15 protein-coding genes and 1 tRNA gene are annotated in these 13317 nt (G+C 54.6%); 6 read left to right on the top strand and 10 right to left on the bottom strand.

Translation table 11 applies throughout. The annotated features are described in order from the left end of the window. Positions 1-313 precede the first annotated feature (313 nt). Complete coding sequence (locus tag ACZYTD_RS16480) at positions 314-853, top strand: gamma carbonic anhydrase family protein (protein ID WP_463893684.1); 540 nt, start codon at positions 314-316, stop codon at positions 851-853. Between the two features lie 16 nt (positions 854-869). On the opposite strand, the gene ACZYTD_RS16475 is transcribed toward ACZYTD_RS16480, so the two are convergent. From ACZYTD_RS16475 to ACZYTD_RS16440, 8 genes are all read right to left on the bottom strand, one after another. After that, positions 870-1133 (bottom strand): DUF1488 family protein, encoded by a 264-nt coding sequence (locus ACZYTD_RS16475; protein WP_463893682.1) that lies wholly within the window; start codon positions 1131-1133, stop codon positions 870-872. Beyond that, a complete protein-coding gene (gene aroE / locus ACZYTD_RS16470; protein ID WP_463893680.1) occupies positions 1130-1951 on the bottom strand; it encodes a shikimate dehydrogenase in 822 nt (273 codons plus the stop codon). The genes ACZYTD_RS16475 and aroE overlap by 4 nt, the downstream gene beginning before the upstream one ends. 76 nt (positions 1952-2027) lie before the next feature. Then, on the bottom strand, positions 2028-2591 hold the full coding sequence (tsaC, locus tag ACZYTD_RS16465; protein WP_463893678.1) for an L-threonylcarbamoyladenylate synthase type 1 TsaC: 564 nt from the start codon (positions 2589-2591) through the stop codon (positions 2028-2030). A gap of 57 nt (positions 2592-2648) precedes the next feature. Next, on the bottom strand, positions 2649-3152 hold the full coding sequence (purE, locus tag ACZYTD_RS16460; RefSeq protein WP_463893676.1) for a 5-(carboxyamino)imidazole ribonucleotide mutase: 504 nt from the start codon (positions 3150-3152) through the stop codon (positions 2649-2651). 55 nt (positions 3153-3207) lie between these two features. Then, positions 3208-3774 (bottom strand): DNA topoisomerase family protein, encoded by a 567-nt coding sequence (locus ACZYTD_RS16455; RefSeq protein WP_463893675.1) that lies wholly within the window; start codon positions 3772-3774, stop codon positions 3208-3210. Positions 3775-3823: 49 nt separating this feature from the next. Then, positions 3824-4294 (bottom strand): DUF494 family protein, encoded by a 471-nt coding sequence (locus ACZYTD_RS16450; protein WP_463893673.1) that lies wholly within the window; start codon positions 4292-4294, stop codon positions 3824-3826. 2 nt (positions 4295-4296) lie between these two features. Further along, complete coding sequence (gene dprA, locus ACZYTD_RS16445; RefSeq protein ID WP_463893692.1) at positions 4297-5397, bottom strand: DNA-processing protein DprA; 1101 nt, start codon at positions 5395-5397, stop codon at positions 4297-4299. A gap of 5 nt (positions 5398-5402) precedes the next feature. After that, positions 5403-6437 carry a LysM peptidoglycan-binding domain-containing protein gene (locus ACZYTD_RS16440; protein ID WP_463893690.1) on the bottom strand — a complete coding sequence of 345 codons (1035 nt, stop codon included), beginning with the start codon at positions 6435-6437 and terminating at the stop codon, positions 5403-5405. 144 nt (positions 6438-6581) lie between these two features. Between ACZYTD_RS16440 and def the strand changes: the two genes are divergently transcribed. The 5 genes from def to ACZYTD_RS16415 are packed head-to-tail and all read left to right on the top strand — an operon-like array spanning position 6582 to position 12219. Next, positions 6582-7097, top strand: coding sequence for a peptide deformylase (def, locus tag ACZYTD_RS16435; RefSeq protein WP_463893671.1), 516 nt, complete (start codon positions 6582-6584; stop codon positions 7095-7097). A gap of 8 nt (positions 7098-7105) precedes the next feature. Beyond that, complete coding sequence (fmt, locus tag ACZYTD_RS16430; RefSeq protein ID WP_463893670.1) at positions 7106-8050, top strand: methionyl-tRNA formyltransferase; 945 nt, start codon at positions 7106-7108, stop codon at positions 8048-8050. Positions 8051-8090: 40 nt separating this feature from the next. Next, positions 8091-9383 carry a 16S rRNA (cytosine(967)-C(5))-methyltransferase RsmB gene (gene rsmB, locus ACZYTD_RS16425; protein WP_463893669.1) on the top strand — a complete coding sequence of 431 codons (1293 nt, stop codon included), beginning with the start codon at positions 8091-8093 and terminating at the stop codon, positions 9381-9383. A gap of 7 nt (positions 9384-9390) precedes the next feature. After that, complete coding sequence (gene trkA, locus ACZYTD_RS16420) at positions 9391-10767, top strand: Trk system potassium transporter TrkA (protein ID WP_463893667.1); 1377 nt, start codon at positions 9391-9393, stop codon at positions 10765-10767. Between the two features lie 9 nt (positions 10768-10776). Then, positions 10777-12219, top strand: a complete 1443-nt coding sequence (locus tag ACZYTD_RS16415) for a TrkH family potassium uptake protein (RefSeq protein ID WP_463893665.1) — start codon at positions 10777-10779, stop codon at positions 12217-12219. A 52-nt stretch (positions 12220-12271) separates the two neighbouring features. On the opposite strand, the gene ACZYTD_RS16410 is transcribed toward ACZYTD_RS16415, so the two are convergent. Together ACZYTD_RS16410 and ACZYTD_RS16405 are read right to left on the bottom strand one after the other, a co-directional pair. Next, positions 12272-12739 carry an Rrf2 family transcriptional regulator gene (locus tag ACZYTD_RS16410; RefSeq protein WP_463893664.1) on the bottom strand — a complete coding sequence of 156 codons (468 nt, stop codon included), beginning with the start codon at positions 12737-12739 and terminating at the stop codon, positions 12272-12274. Positions 12740-13148: 409 nt separating this feature from the next. Continuing rightward, positions 13149-13225 (bottom strand) — tRNA-Pro (locus ACZYTD_RS16405). Between the last annotated feature and the right edge of the window lie 92 nt (positions 13226-13317).

Below are 13317 nucleotides of genomic sequence, written 5' to 3'. Positions count from 1 at the left end.
ATGGCAGCCTTGCTGCCGTGGGATGCGCATCTTACGCTTCCCAGCTTCAGAGTCAAGCACATTTTACTGCACTCGCTCCGGGGCGTTTCGGCCCGGTTAACACCGCTTGCTGCTACTCCGTGGAGTGCCTGCTTTGCCGTGTCAACGAGGCGGCATTATAGGGAGTTCGATTCCGAGCGCAAGAGCTTTTCACTGAAAAACTCTAATTAATATCTTATTCATATTAAGCAACAGCTTATCCACAGCAAACCCACAAAACCATGCCGAATTGCTGGGCTTGCCGTATAATTCCATGGCTTTTAGGAGGATCAAGATGCGCAATATTCGTTCATATAAAGGTTATTCCCCTTCATTATCTTCCCGCGTCTATATAGATGAAGCCGCTTGCGTAATAGGAAGAGTGGCATTGGCTGATGATGTGGGTATCTGGCCCGGCACCATAATCCGCGGAGATGTCAATTACATCACCATAGGCCCGCGCAGTAATGTACAGGATGGCGCCGTGCTACACGTCACTCGTCAAAGTGAACAGCAACCGGATGGACATCCGCTACTCATTGGCGCTGATGTCACCATTGGTCATAAGGCCATGCTGCATGGCTGTCAGATCGGTAATCGCGTGCTGGTTGGGATGGGAGCCATTATATTGGATGGTGCCATTGTGGAGGATGATGTGCTGATTGCAGCAGGGACTCTGGTGCCCCCTGGGAAACATCTGCTTTCCGGCTACCTCTATATGGGGAACCCCGTTCGCCAGCATAGAGCTCTCAGCCCGGAGGAAAAAAGCTCGCTGTTGCGTTCAGCAGGTAATTATGTGCGCTTGAAAGACGAATTCATTGACGAGCTGCCATGATTGGCAGCTCGTATCTTCAATCCAGATAAATTGCACCATCTTCGGCAAATTCTTGCGCCCCTATCTTCACTTCGGCCAACTCTTCAATATCAAAACGCACACTCTCAAAAGTAAATAGCAGATCGGCAGGGCGTGGTAGATCCAGTCCACTCACCAGTTCAAGGCGGTGACGACTCAGATAGCAGGTCACGGTTGCACCGTAAGCCTGGGCGGAAAATACCAAGCGCTGCTCTTGCTCCTGCCATGCCACATCGTCATTGAACAGAATTGACTGATTCATAGCACCCCCATGTTGCGTCGCATCTCACTGATCACCTGTCTGGTACCAGGACGAATGCCTCGCCAAATAGCAAAACTCTCTGCGGCCTGCGCCACCAACATACCCAGACCATCGATCACCTGTCCGGCACCATGAACCCGGGACCAGTGGTTAAAAGCCGTGTCAGTCGCTCCGTACATCATGTCGTAGACTGCTATCGTCGGGTGGATCAGCGCTGGCGAGATAGCGGGGAGCTCCCCAGCAAGACTGGCGGAAGTCGAATTGATGATGAGATCAAAGGGGCCGGTTAATTCGGCAAAAGTAGCGGCGGTGATCTTTCCATGCCCACCAAATAGCTCAGCCAAAGCTATAGCCTTTTCGACAGTACGATTGGCGATCACCAGAGAGTGAGGCTGCTCGGCCAATAGGGGCCCCAGAGCACCTCGCGCAGCACCGCCTGCACCCAGTAACAAGATGCGCGCACCAGATAAGTTGACCTGATGAAATTTCAGATCCTGCACCAAGCCAGCGCCATCCGTGTTATCGCCTAGCAATAGGCCATCATCGGTGAGCTTTAAGGTATTCACAGCGCCAGCCAACTTGGCTCGCGCCGAGAGTTGCGTGGCCAGCCGGAACGCCTCCTCCTTAAATGGGACAGTAACATTACAACCTCTCCCCCCCTGCGCAAAAAAGCATTGCACAGCCTCGGTGAAACCATCGAGCGGCGCCTCAATACGCTCATAACTGAGCTCTTGCTGAGTCTGCCTAGCAAACAGGGTGTGGATGAAAGGGGATTTACTATGGGATATCGGATTACCAAAAACGGCATAACGATCCATGTTACATCCTATTAAAATCTGTAGATGACTCGATTTAACGCTTTATCTTGGGACGGAACAAGTCCTGCACAGATCCTTAAGCGGGTCGAAAAACATGACCCGTTAACACATCCAGAATAGTCGAAGGGTTAGTTGCCCCCCCTACGACGCCATGCAGAATATAGTCCACCTTACCAGCCAACTGCAGCGCAACCTCAGCTGCGGTGCGGCACGGCGGCATGCCACTCAAGTTAGCGCTGGTGGAAACTAGCGGCTTGCCAAACGCCCGGCATAGCTGCTGAACTTGCGGATGTGATGAAACACGAACCGCCAAAGAGTCAAACTGTCCAGTCAACCAAGACGGGGTCGAAGGATCCGCAGGCATGACCCAAGTATAAGGGCCGGGCCAACTAGCTTGTGCCTTTGCCAAACACGCTGCGGGTATGCTGTCCACGGCAATATAAGGAAGCAACTGCTCCCAGCTTGCCGCAACCAGGATCAATCCCTTCTCTATCGGTCTATTCTTGATGGCTAGTAACTTAGTCACTGCTTGAAGATTATCCGGGTCACAGCCTAGGCCAAAAACAGCCTCAGTTGCGTAGGCAATCACATCACCATGCTGTAGATGGCATAACGCATCATGGAAGGGGTTGGTGCTCATGTTTATCACAGAATCTGGGGAGTGGAACCTGCCCGGCCTACGCGGGCAGGTAGGCTCTTACTTTAATTGTGCCTGCAGCGCGGCATCTTTGGCCATCACTTCTTCGGCACACTTCTGCCGCTCGCTACGCACCTTCTCGGCTAACTCATCGTCAGCTACAGCCAGTATCTGGGCTGCGAGATAACCGGCATTTTTTGCACCCGCTTTACCTATGGCTACCGTAGCCACGGGTACGCCACCCGGCATCTGTACAGTCGAGAGCAGGGCATCCATTCCCTTCAGCGGACCACCATCGATCGGCACACCAATAACCGGACGGGTGGTGATCCCGGCCACGGCACCTGCCAGGTGAGCAGCCAAGCCGGCAGCACAGATGAAGACCTTACAGCCACGAGCTTCAGCATCGGTAACATAGGCATGAGTCGCTGCGGGAGTGCGATGAGCCGAGGTTACTTTTACCTCGCATGAGATATCAAAGGAGCGGAGGACGTCCAGTGTGGATTGCATGACCGGGAAGTCTGAATCTGAACCCATCAGAATGGCAACAAACGGTTTTGGCATGGTGAGGTTTCCTTCTCTCTCTACATGGTTGGGTAAAGGTGATATAGCAGCGGCATTATATGTCAGTTTGATAATGGCACAACTTTTGCGGACAGCTCAGTTTCTTCCCCTGACGAGTCGATTTCTCAACCAGGATACCCCAGCCGCACTCCGGACATGGCCGAGCCACAGGCGGCTCATTGACCACATACTTGCAGCGAGGGAATGCATCACAGGCGTAGAAAAGTTTACCGTGACGGGACGTGCGGCCAACCAAGTTCCCCCCCCCACAAGATGGGCAAGGCACCTCAAGAGGCATGGCAGCCATATCATCCTGAGACTCGATGTGTAGACAAGTCGGAAAGTGGGTACAACCGATGAACAGACCATAGCGGCCTTTTTTAATGGCCAGCTCATGGCCACAAGCGGGGCAACTGGAACCAGTTAGCACCTTTTCGATAGCCACACTAGGTTGAGACAAGGAGCGGATATATTGACAAGTTGGATAGCCGGAACACCCTAAAAAGGGCCCCGACTTACCATGTCGCACGACCAATTCAGCTCCACACTCGGGGCACTGATGATACTCGCGCTCGAGAGCATGCGCATGGGCAGAAAAGAGTGTTGGGTCTATCTTGGACATGCTCGCCTCCCATCATGGATGGCAATTGTAGCAGCGAGCCATGTCCCTGTCAGTGAATGAGCCCTTCTGGCTCGTCAAACAGCAACTCCTCCATTTGATGACAGGCGTTCTCATTGCCCGGCACATTGAAGAGCACCATCAACACCACCCACTTGAGATCATCCAGCTCAATCTCTGGATTATCCAAGTCCATCAACCGCTCGATGACAATCTCCCGAGTCTCGCTGCTCAGGACGCGGATCTGCTCCAAGAACAGCAGAAAACCCCGACACTCGCTGCTGAGTTTATTCATCTCAACTGGCGCGTAGATCCGGAACGAATCTGGCGCACAGAGGGCACGCGAGGCACGCTCATCATCATGCAACACGGCCAGATGCTCGAGCCAATCAAGAGCCTTGTAGATTTCATCTTGGTGAAATCCGGCTCGCGTCAGCTCCTCGGTCAGCTCATCCTGATCCACCATCAGGTCAGCATCACTCTGGACATAAGTTTCGAACAGGTACATCAGTACATCAAACATCGTCAGTCCCTCCTCGTCCTCACATAACCGCCGGGAACGGAGGTAATCCAACCCGCCATTTCCAGCTCAAGCAGCTCACACAACACAGCATCCACGGGCTGGCCACTCTGCTGCACGATAACATCAACCGCAGTGGCCTCATACCCTACGTTATCCAACAATGCTGAACTTGGCAAACCCCCATAAGCTAAAAGAGATGGATGAACTCGGCTCTCTCCCGCCCCAAGATGAACATCAACCTCTTCTAGTATATCGGCAGCACTGCAGACAAGTTTTGCCCCTTGCTGAATTAAATGATGGCAACCAGCTGCATGAGGATTCTGAATCGCCCCCGGAACGGCAAAGACCTCCCGCCCCTGCTCCAGGGCATAACGGGCGGTAATGAGAGAACCACTCTGCTGGGCGGCCTCCACCACCACAGTCCCCAACGACAGCCCACTGATGATCCGGTTGCGCCTGGGAAAGTTCTCCGCCCTGGGCGCCACATCTGGCCACAGTTCGGAGACCAGCGCCCCACCCGCTGCCACTATTTGTTGCGCCAGAGCCTGGTGCCGACGGGGATAACAGCAGGCCAGACCCGAGCCCAAAACAGCTATGGTACGCCCTCCGGCCTTGAGGGCGGCCTGATGACACACTCCATCGATACCGAGTGCCAGGCCCGAGGTAATGACCATACCCGCATCAACCAGATCTTTCGCCAGCATGGCGGCCGTGGCACAACCGCCTGGTGAAGGATGGCGAGTCCCAACCATGGCAATCTGTGCTCGTTGCAAAACAGCAGGCTCCCCCTCAACAAAGAGCAGTATGGGGGCCGCAGGGATCTCGCGCAGCCCCTCTGGATAAACCGGGTCAACACAAGTCAGCAGATGTCGATTCGGCCCGTCGAGCCAGCGCCATACCGTATCTAGCTGTTTGCTATCAGGAAAGTGCAGTGCACCGGCTTGGGCAGAAGAGAAGCCCAAGGCACTGAGTTCCAAAGAGGAGAGTTTGCAGAGTGATTTAGCAGAATGGCGAGCAAGCAGACGGCCAGCCTTGATTGGGCCCAGGCCGGGCACCGCATCCAAACTTAACCAGGCGGTCAGTTCAGCTTTGGCCCCGGCCATCATGATCAGGGATTCCCTATCAGATTCCCTTTACGAACCGTGTCATTGGTCTTAAGTATCATAGCCATGCTCGTTTTGTCATAGACCTTAAAGACCATCAGCTGCCCCACTAACTGTTCAGGCAGATGGGTTCCCTCACCATCAAACAGTTTTTTCCCCACCGGGCTAAACAGCTTGTAGGCAAGATCATCGGCGCTACGCTCCGTGACTTCCGCACCAGGACGGTAGATGGAGAAGACATTGCCCGAACTCACACCATCACGACGGCCCTTGTTCAGGGTCACCACATCGTATTTGCCCACTATGGAGACCTTGGACGGGATCTCGATGATGTAACCTGGCTTGCTGATCTGCCCGGCTTGCAGGGTGAAGTAGGCATCCAGATTCTCCTGCTCCGGCATCAAAATAAGCCGATCGCCCTGCTGCACATCCTGTTTGTTTTTCAACAACACAGCGGCTGTCAATCCTCCCTCCTGCTTGGCACCAGCCAACGCTATACCGGTCAGGGTTGCCTCACGCCCCAATGCTTCGCCAGTCACTTTATCCTTCAGGATTTGCCCTGGACGATAGATGCCGTACTGTCGCCCCTCCTGCAGGGAACCGCGCACGAAAAAGTCGGCCTTCTCCAACAGGCCAATGGCATTGGAGTTGTTACCCACTATGTAGGGCAACAGCTTCATGTCACTCTCGGCGCTGAAGATGTGGTAAGCGGTCAAGAAAGGCGCAATTCGGGAAAGCGGCAGAGTCGGCACCGGATCCACTTTAGGCGACATCCGTACAGTGGGTGACAACTTGACCATGTGCTTCTGCACCAAACGCGGCTCACCATTGATCCAAACCAGATTAAGTACATCCCCTGGGTAGATCCAGTGGGGGTCCCGTACCTGGGGGTTAACCTGCCACAGGCGCGGCCAGAGCCACGGACTCTTTAGAAAATGACCCGAGATATCCCATAGGGTATCCCCCTTCTTGACCACATAGGTCTCGGGATACCCCTCCTTGAGTTGCAACACGTCTGCAACTGCACTCACTGCTAGCATCAAGCCAGCGAAGAAAAGCCCTAATTGACGATATCTCATAGCCATCCTTGCTTGTATCCGCCCTTGTAACTGTTAATTAGCCGCGTAAATGTCTAGAATTACGCCTATATCCACCGACTCACAATATCAAGATAAAGCGAATCTATGGCGGTTTTAGAAGTTTTGCGTTTCCCCGACGAACGTCTGCGTACTATAGCAGCTGATGTAGGCTCATTCGATGCCAGACTAAACACTATCGTTGATGATATGTTTGAAACCATGTATGCAGAAGAGGGAATTGGTCTTGCTGCGACACAAGTCAACATTCATAAACGAATTATAGTCATTGATCTCTCAGATGATCGAAACGAGCGCCTCGTTCTTATCAATCCAGTCATGCTGGAGAAAGAAGGCAGCACCGGCATCGAAGAGGGGTGTCTCTCCGTCCCCGAGTGCCGAGCTCTTGTACAAAGAGCCGAACGAGTCAAAATTACAGCCCAGGATCTACAAGGTAACACCTTTGAGCTGGAAACCGATGGTCTGCTGGCCATCTGCATTCAGCATGAGATGGACCATCTGGTGGGCAAGCTATTTGTCGATTATCTCTCCCCCCTGAAGCGCCAGCGTATCAAACAGAAGATGCAACGAATGGACAAGCTGGAACGTGGTAACAACCTCTGAGGTGTGGATTGCAAGATCTGAAAATTATTTTTGCCGGTACTCCCGATTTTGCAGCGCAGCACCTGCAAGCCCTGCTAGACGCCAAGCTCAACGTGGTGGCTGTCTATACCCAGCCCGATCGCCCGGCGGGACGGGGCAATAAGCTTTGCGCCAGCCCAGTCAAGAGCCTGGCCGCACAGCATAACCTGGCCGTTCTACAACCAGAATCCCTGCGTCAGACCGCCCCCCAACAACAGTTGGCTGAATTAGGCGCGGACTTGATGATAGTGGTGGCCTACGGCTTGATCCTGCCAAAAGTGGTGCTGGATACGCCACGTCTGGGCTGCATCAACGTACATGGCTCTTTGCTGCCTCGTTGGCGTGGCGCCGCCCCCATCCAGCGCGCGATCTGGGCTGGTGATGCCGAAACCGGCGTCACCATAATGCAGATGGATGAAGGGCTGGACACAGGCGCCATGCTACACAAAGTCGCATGTCCGATCACCAGCGAAGAGACCTCGGCCAGCCTGTATGCCAAGCTGGCACAACTGGGCCCCTCCGCCCTGCTGACAACCGTACGCGCCATAGCAGAAGACAAGGCTGAAGCGACACCACAAGATAATAGCGCCGCCAACTATGCCCAAAAATTGAGCAAGGAGGAGGCTCGCCTGGCGTGGCACCTTCCCGCAGCTCAACTGGAACGCTGTATCCGGGCCTTTAATCCCTGGCCCGTCAGCTACTTCGACGTCGAGCAACAGACGATCAAGGTATGGCAGGCCCGTGTCTTACCCTTATCGGCAGGGCAAGCACCAGGCACCATACTCCAGGCGACTCGGGACGGAATTGATGTCGCTACCGGCGATGGCATTCTGCGCCTGTTGACGCTGCAGCCAGCGGGCAAGAAGCCCATGCAAGCCCATGAACTACTGAACTCACGCCGTGACTGGTTTATGCCAGGCCAACAACTCCGATAAGCCAACCGGGCTTAAGCCCGGTTATATCAGGAAGCTTTTCATGAAAACTCGTGCCAATGCCGCCCAAGTGCTCTTTCAGGTGGTGGAGCAAGGTCAATCTCTCTCTTCAGTCCTGCCGCTAGCTCAACAACACGTTGCCCCCAAAGATCGCGCCCTACTTCAGGAACTCTGTTTTGGCTCCCTGCGCTGGCTCTCGCGCTTGGAGAGCATTGCCGGACGTTTGATGAGTAAACCGCTCAAGGGCAAGCAGCGTCCTCTCCATTATCTGTTGCTGATCGGCCTCTACCAGCTGCTTTATACCCGGATCCCCGCCCACGCCGCCCTCTCCGAAACCGTGAATGCATGCCGCCTGCTCAAGGGCGAGAGTTTCCGAGGCCTCCTCAATGGTGTACTGCGTAATGTACAACGCAACCAGGAGACACTGGAGAGTGAGGTAGACAGCACAGAGCAGGCCCGTTATGCCCATCCTGGATGGTTGCTGAAAAAGCTGCAACAAGCCTATCCAACTAACTGGCAACAGATTGCCGAGCAAAATAATCAGCGCCCGCCCATGTGGCTGCGGGTTAATGGCCGCCATCAGCAGCGTGATAATTATCTGGCTCGCCTGAGCGCCGCAGGCATCGAGAGTCAGCCGCAGGATCTGGCCCCCCAAGGCATACTGTTGAGCACCCCCTGCGATGTACAGCTATTGCCAGGCTTTGCCGCAGGTGATTGCTCGGTACAGGACGGTGCGGCCCAGCAGGCCGCTCAACTCCTGGACCCGCAGGCCGGGGAGTGGATCCTGGATGCTTGCGCGGCACCAGGAGGCAAAAGCGCCCATCTGCTGGAACGTCAGCCCCAGCTGGCGGGACTAGTTGCCGTCGATGCGGATGCCACTCGCCTGAGCCGGATCCATGAAAACCTGGAACGTCTGGGACTCCAGGCCCAAGTTATTCACGGCGATGCCAGCACCCCGGATGAGTGGTGGCAGGGGCCCCTGTTTGACCGCATCCTGCTGGATGCCCCCTGCTCGGCAACCGGCGTAATACGCCGCCATCCCGATATCAAATGGTTGCGCAGACCCGAGGACATTGGCGAGCTGGTCAAGTTACAGGCAAAAATCCTCGAAGCGCTCTGGCACAAGCTGAAACCGGGCGGTACCCTGCTGTATGCCACTTGCTCAGTCTTGCCGGATGAAAATCGGGAGCAGATCCAGCGCTTTCTGGCTAGCCACCCCGATGCACAATGGCAAGCCATAGTGGCAGGAGAAACCCGAGAACAGCCCGGCTGGCAACTGCTACCAGGCGATAATAATATGGACGGCTTTTTCTACGCCAAACTAATCAAGCAGTGAGCACCCTATGAAAATCATCATTCTTGGCGCAGGTCAGGTCGGCGGAACCCTGGCGGAAAATCTGGTGGGGGAGAACAATGAGATCACCCTAGTCGATCAAAATATTGAAAGACTGCGTGAGCTGCAGGATAAATACGACTTGCGCGTCATCTGCGGGCCCGCATCTCACCCGCGGATCCTGCGTGAAGCCGGCGCAGATGACGCGGATATGCTGGTCGCCGTGACCAACAGTGATGAAACCAACATGGTCGCCTGTCAGGTGGCCGCCTCCCTGTTTAACGTCCCCAACAAGGTTGCTCGGATCCGCTCCCAGGCTTATCTCTCGGAGCGAGAAAACCTGTTTGGCGATGAAGGCTTGAAAGTTGACCACATCATCTCCCCTGAACAACTGGTCACCGACTATATTCGCCGGCTGGTTGAGTACCCGGGGGCCTTGCAGGTCGCCGATTTCGCCGGCGGTCGAGTGGGGTTGGTGGCGGTCAAGGCCTATTATGGTGGGCCTCTGGTCGGTAACGCTCTGGCCACCCTCAAGGAGCACATGCCCAACATCGAGACCCGAGTGGCCGCCATCTTTCGCCAGGGCAAGACCATTCGGCCCCAAGGGACCACCATCATCGAAGCCGGGGACGAGATCTTCTTTGTCGCCGCCGCCGGCCACATTCGGGCCGTGATGTCAGAGCTGCAGCGCCTGGAAAATCCCTATCGCCGCATCATGATAGTGGGCGGGGGCAATGTCGGGGCCGGCCTTGCCAAGCAACTGGAGAAACGTTACAGCGTCAAACTGATTGAACGCAACCCGGATCGGGCCGAGCAGCTCTCTGAACAGTTGGATGAAACCATCGTCTTCTGTGGCGACTCTGCCAATCAGGAACTGCTGCAAGAAGAACATATTGACCAGATTGATGTCTTCATCGCCGTCACCAACGAAGATGAGGCCAACATCATGTCGGCCATGCTGGCCAAAAAGCTAGGCGCCCGGAAAGCCATAGTGCTGATCCAACGTGCAGCCTATGTCGATCTGGTACAAGGCGGAGCCATCGATATAGCTATCTCCCCTCAGCAAGCCACCATCTCCGCTCTGCTCACCCATGTCCGTCGCGCCGATATCGCTAATGTTTACTCCCTGCGCCGTGGCGCCGCCGAGGCCATTGAGGCCATTGCCCATGGTGATGAAAGCACCTCCAAGGTGGTGGGCCGGACCATTGGTGAATTAAAACTACCACCAGGTACCACCATAGGTGCCATAGTGCGCGGCGATGATGTGCTGATAGCCCACGACACGACTGTCATCCACCAGGATGATCATGTGGTGATGTTCCTCGTGGACAAGAAGCACATCCAAGAGGTGGAGCGTCTGTTCCAGCCCAGTCCCTTCTTCTTATGATGTGATGACATGATTAATCTAAAACCTATCACCTTCACCCTGGGCCTGACCCTCTCCAAACTGGCACTCTTCATGTGGCTGCCGACCCTGCTGGCCTTTTTCACCGGCACCTCAGGTTTGGCAGAGTTTTTGGCGGCGGCCATCATCACTCACATTGCCGCCTTTCTCTGTCTACACTGGGGCCATAAATCCAAATTTCGCCTCGGCGTGCGGGACATGTTTGTGCTCACCAGTGCTGTGTGGGCCGTGACCTGTGTGTTTGGCGCCCTGCCCTTTGTCTTTATCAATCAAATCAGCTTTACCGATGCCTATTTCGAGACCATGTCGGGGGTCACCACCACCGGCTCTACCGTCTTATCCGGGCTGGACACCATGGCCCCCAGCATTCTGCTCTGGCGCTCACTGCTGCAATGGTTGGGCGGCATCGGTTTCATCGTCTTGGCCGTGGCCGTCCTACCCGCGCTAAACGTAGGCGGCATGAAACTCTTCCAGACGGAATCCTCCGACAAATCAGATAAGGATTCGCCGCGCGCCACCAATGTGGCCAAGAACATAGTGTTGGTTTATCTGGTGCTGAGTACACTCTGCTGCATCAGCTATTGGCTCTCCGGCATGACACTGTTTGAGGCGATAAACCATGCCATGACCACGCTCAGCACGGGGGGCTTCTCCACTTCCGATGCCTCGATGGCGCACTTCTCGTCCTCGGCACACTGGGTGGCGACGACCTTCATGTTTTTGGGCGGACTGCCCTTCCTGCTGTATGTCCAGAGCCTGCGCCGCCGCCAACCGGTCCTGCTACGGGATGCTCAGGTGCGCGGTTTCTTCTGGCTAGTGCTCATCGTCACCAGCATGATGAGCCTCTGGATCTGGCATCAAGGCGTGTTCAGCCTACCTGACGCCATCCGCATCAGCATGTTTAACATAGTCTCAGTGCTGACGACCACGGGCTATGGCCTGACTGACTTTGGTGTCTGGACCCCCTTTACCACGGTACTGTTTGTCTTTTTACTGCTGGTTGGCGCCTGCTCCGGCTCCACTGCCGGTGGACTGAAAATCTTCCGCATCCAGATAGCCGCAACCCTGTTTCACAAGCAGGCGCGGCAATTGATGCACCCCTCAGGGGTCTTTCCCCAGAAGTACAATGGCCGCCCGGTCACCGATAACATCATCCGCTCGCTGGTGGCATTCGTGCTGAGCTACATCACCGTCATCATAGTCCTGTCTGCCCTGCTAGGTCTGTTGGGCTTGAGCCCACTGACGGCCATCAGTGGCGCCATCACAGCCGTTAGCAACGTAGGTCCTGGCCTGGGGGCGCAGATTGGCCCCCTGAGCAACTTCGCCTCACTACCCGACGCCGCCAAATGGGTGCTCTCCTTTGGCATGATGCTGGGTCGCCTGGAGATACTGACCGTCGCCGTCCTCTTCTTCCCTTCCTTCTGGAAAAACTAACGCAAGTGGCCACCCTAGGGTGGCCACTTTAGTCCGCGCGAACCGAAAAATGTTACTCGCTTTTGGTCTCTGTTGACTGGTAGTTGACCGGGACATCCAGTGCCAATAAGCCGCACATACGCTCCGGATCCTTGACCAAATCCCGCAGCGTAAACTCACCCAACACCGCCAAGAAAGCGCGGATGGCCTTACGCAGTATTCCCTGGAAACGACAGCCGCTACTCAACAGACAGTTTTCGCGTTGGCAATCCAGCAGACAGGAGACATTTTCCATGTCCGAGACCACATCGCGCAAATTGATGGCCTCTGGCGTATGGGCCAGACGAATGCCACCATGTTTACCTCTAACAGTCTCAATATAACCCTTAACCCCGAGCTGATGGACGATCTTGACCACGTGGTTACGAGAGATCTGAAATTTTTCGGCCACCTCTGTGATGGTCGACAGCTCTCTCTCCGGCTGCAGGGCCAAATAGATCAAGGTTCTCAGCGCGTAATCCGTAAACAGCGTTAACTGCATGATGCTCTCATCTCTGTGGCGGCCAACTCAAGCCTAGCTAGCTCTTGAGGAAAGGCTCATTATCTTTATATGAAATGGTCAGAATAGGTTTTATATCACATAGTTTATTTTTATAATCTAGCCAGTAAAACAATCTTCACTAAAACAGTGCATTCGGAATATGTTTTTTCTACTCACCAGTACCTTGTTGCTCGTAGTAGGGTTGCCCTTTGCATTTTTTGTCTCAGGCCATGGGCAAGCTTACCTCGATTATGGCCCCATCATCTCAGCCATCTTGTTGCTGTTATTTTTGTTGATGGCTCTAAAAAATGACCGACGCCGCCGCTAAGGATAGCGGCATTTTTATCAACACACGTTGAAAGTAAAAAACAAAATGCCACTCCTAGGAGTGGCATTTTGTTTTATAAAGTGGTCGGCGTGAGAGGATTCGAACCTCCGACCCCTTCGTCCCGAACGAAGTGCGCTACCAAGCTGCGCTACACGCCGTTGTCTGCGGAGCGCAATCTACAGAAATAGCCGCACAAATGCAACCATTTTTCCTATCTCATTGGATTGATGTGGAGTTTACTCTGTAAATA

It is taken from the genome of Pseudaeromonas sp. HNCC25DJ180, from assembly GCF_055413345.1.
The sequence above is the reverse complement of the archived record's forward strand: the minus strand, read 5'-3'. Positions and strand labels throughout refer to the sequence as shown.

What these genes read in the sequence shown, in the direction of transcription:
- ACZYTD_RS16480 (WP_463893684.1), top strand. Translation starts at nt 314, where the DNA reads ATGCGCAATATTCGTTCATATAAAGGTTATTCCCCTTCATTATCTTCC.
- ACZYTD_RS16475 (WP_463893682.1), bottom strand. Translation starts at nt 1,133, where the DNA reads ATGAATCAGTCAATTCTGTTCAATGACGATGTGGCATGGCAGGAGCAA.
- aroE (WP_463893680.1), bottom strand. Translation starts at nt 1,951, where the DNA reads ATGGATCGTTATGCCGTTTTTGGTAATCCGATATCCCATAGTAAATCC.
- tsaC (WP_463893678.1), bottom strand. Translation starts at nt 2,591, where the DNA reads ATGAGCACCAACCCCTTCCATGATGCGTTATGCCATCTACAGCATGGT.
- purE (WP_463893676.1), bottom strand. Translation starts at nt 3,152, where the DNA reads ATGCCAAAACCGTTTGTTGCCATTCTGATGGGTTCAGATTCAGACTTC.
- ACZYTD_RS16455 (WP_463893675.1), bottom strand. Translation starts at nt 3,774, where the DNA reads ATGTCCAAGATAGACCCAACACTCTTTTCTGCCCATGCGCATGCTCTC.
- ACZYTD_RS16450 (WP_463893673.1), bottom strand. Translation starts at nt 4,294, where the DNA reads ATGTTTGATGTACTGATGTACCTGTTCGAAACTTATGTCCAGAGTGAT.
- dprA (WP_463893692.1), bottom strand. Translation starts at nt 5,397, where the DNA reads ATGGCCGGGGCCAAAGCTGAACTGACCGCCTGGTTAAGTTTGGATGCG.
- ACZYTD_RS16440 (WP_463893690.1), bottom strand. Translation starts at nt 6,437, where the DNA reads ATGCTAGCAGTGAGTGCAGTTGCAGACGTGTTGCAACTCAAGGAGGGG.
- def (WP_463893671.1), top strand. Translation starts at nt 6,582, where the DNA reads ATGGCGGTTTTAGAAGTTTTGCGTTTCCCCGACGAACGTCTGCGTACT.
- rsmB (WP_463893669.1), top strand. Translation starts at nt 8,091, where the DNA reads ATGAAAACTCGTGCCAATGCCGCCCAAGTGCTCTTTCAGGTGGTGGAG.
- trkA (WP_463893667.1), top strand. Translation starts at nt 9,391, where the DNA reads ATGAAAATCATCATTCTTGGCGCAGGTCAGGTCGGCGGAACCCTGGCG.
- ACZYTD_RS16415 (WP_463893665.1), top strand. Translation starts at nt 10,777, where the DNA reads ATGATTAATCTAAAACCTATCACCTTCACCCTGGGCCTGACCCTCTCC.
- ACZYTD_RS16410 (WP_463893664.1), bottom strand. Translation starts at nt 12,739, where the DNA reads ATGCAGTTAACGCTGTTTACGGATTACGCGCTGAGAACCTTGATCTAT.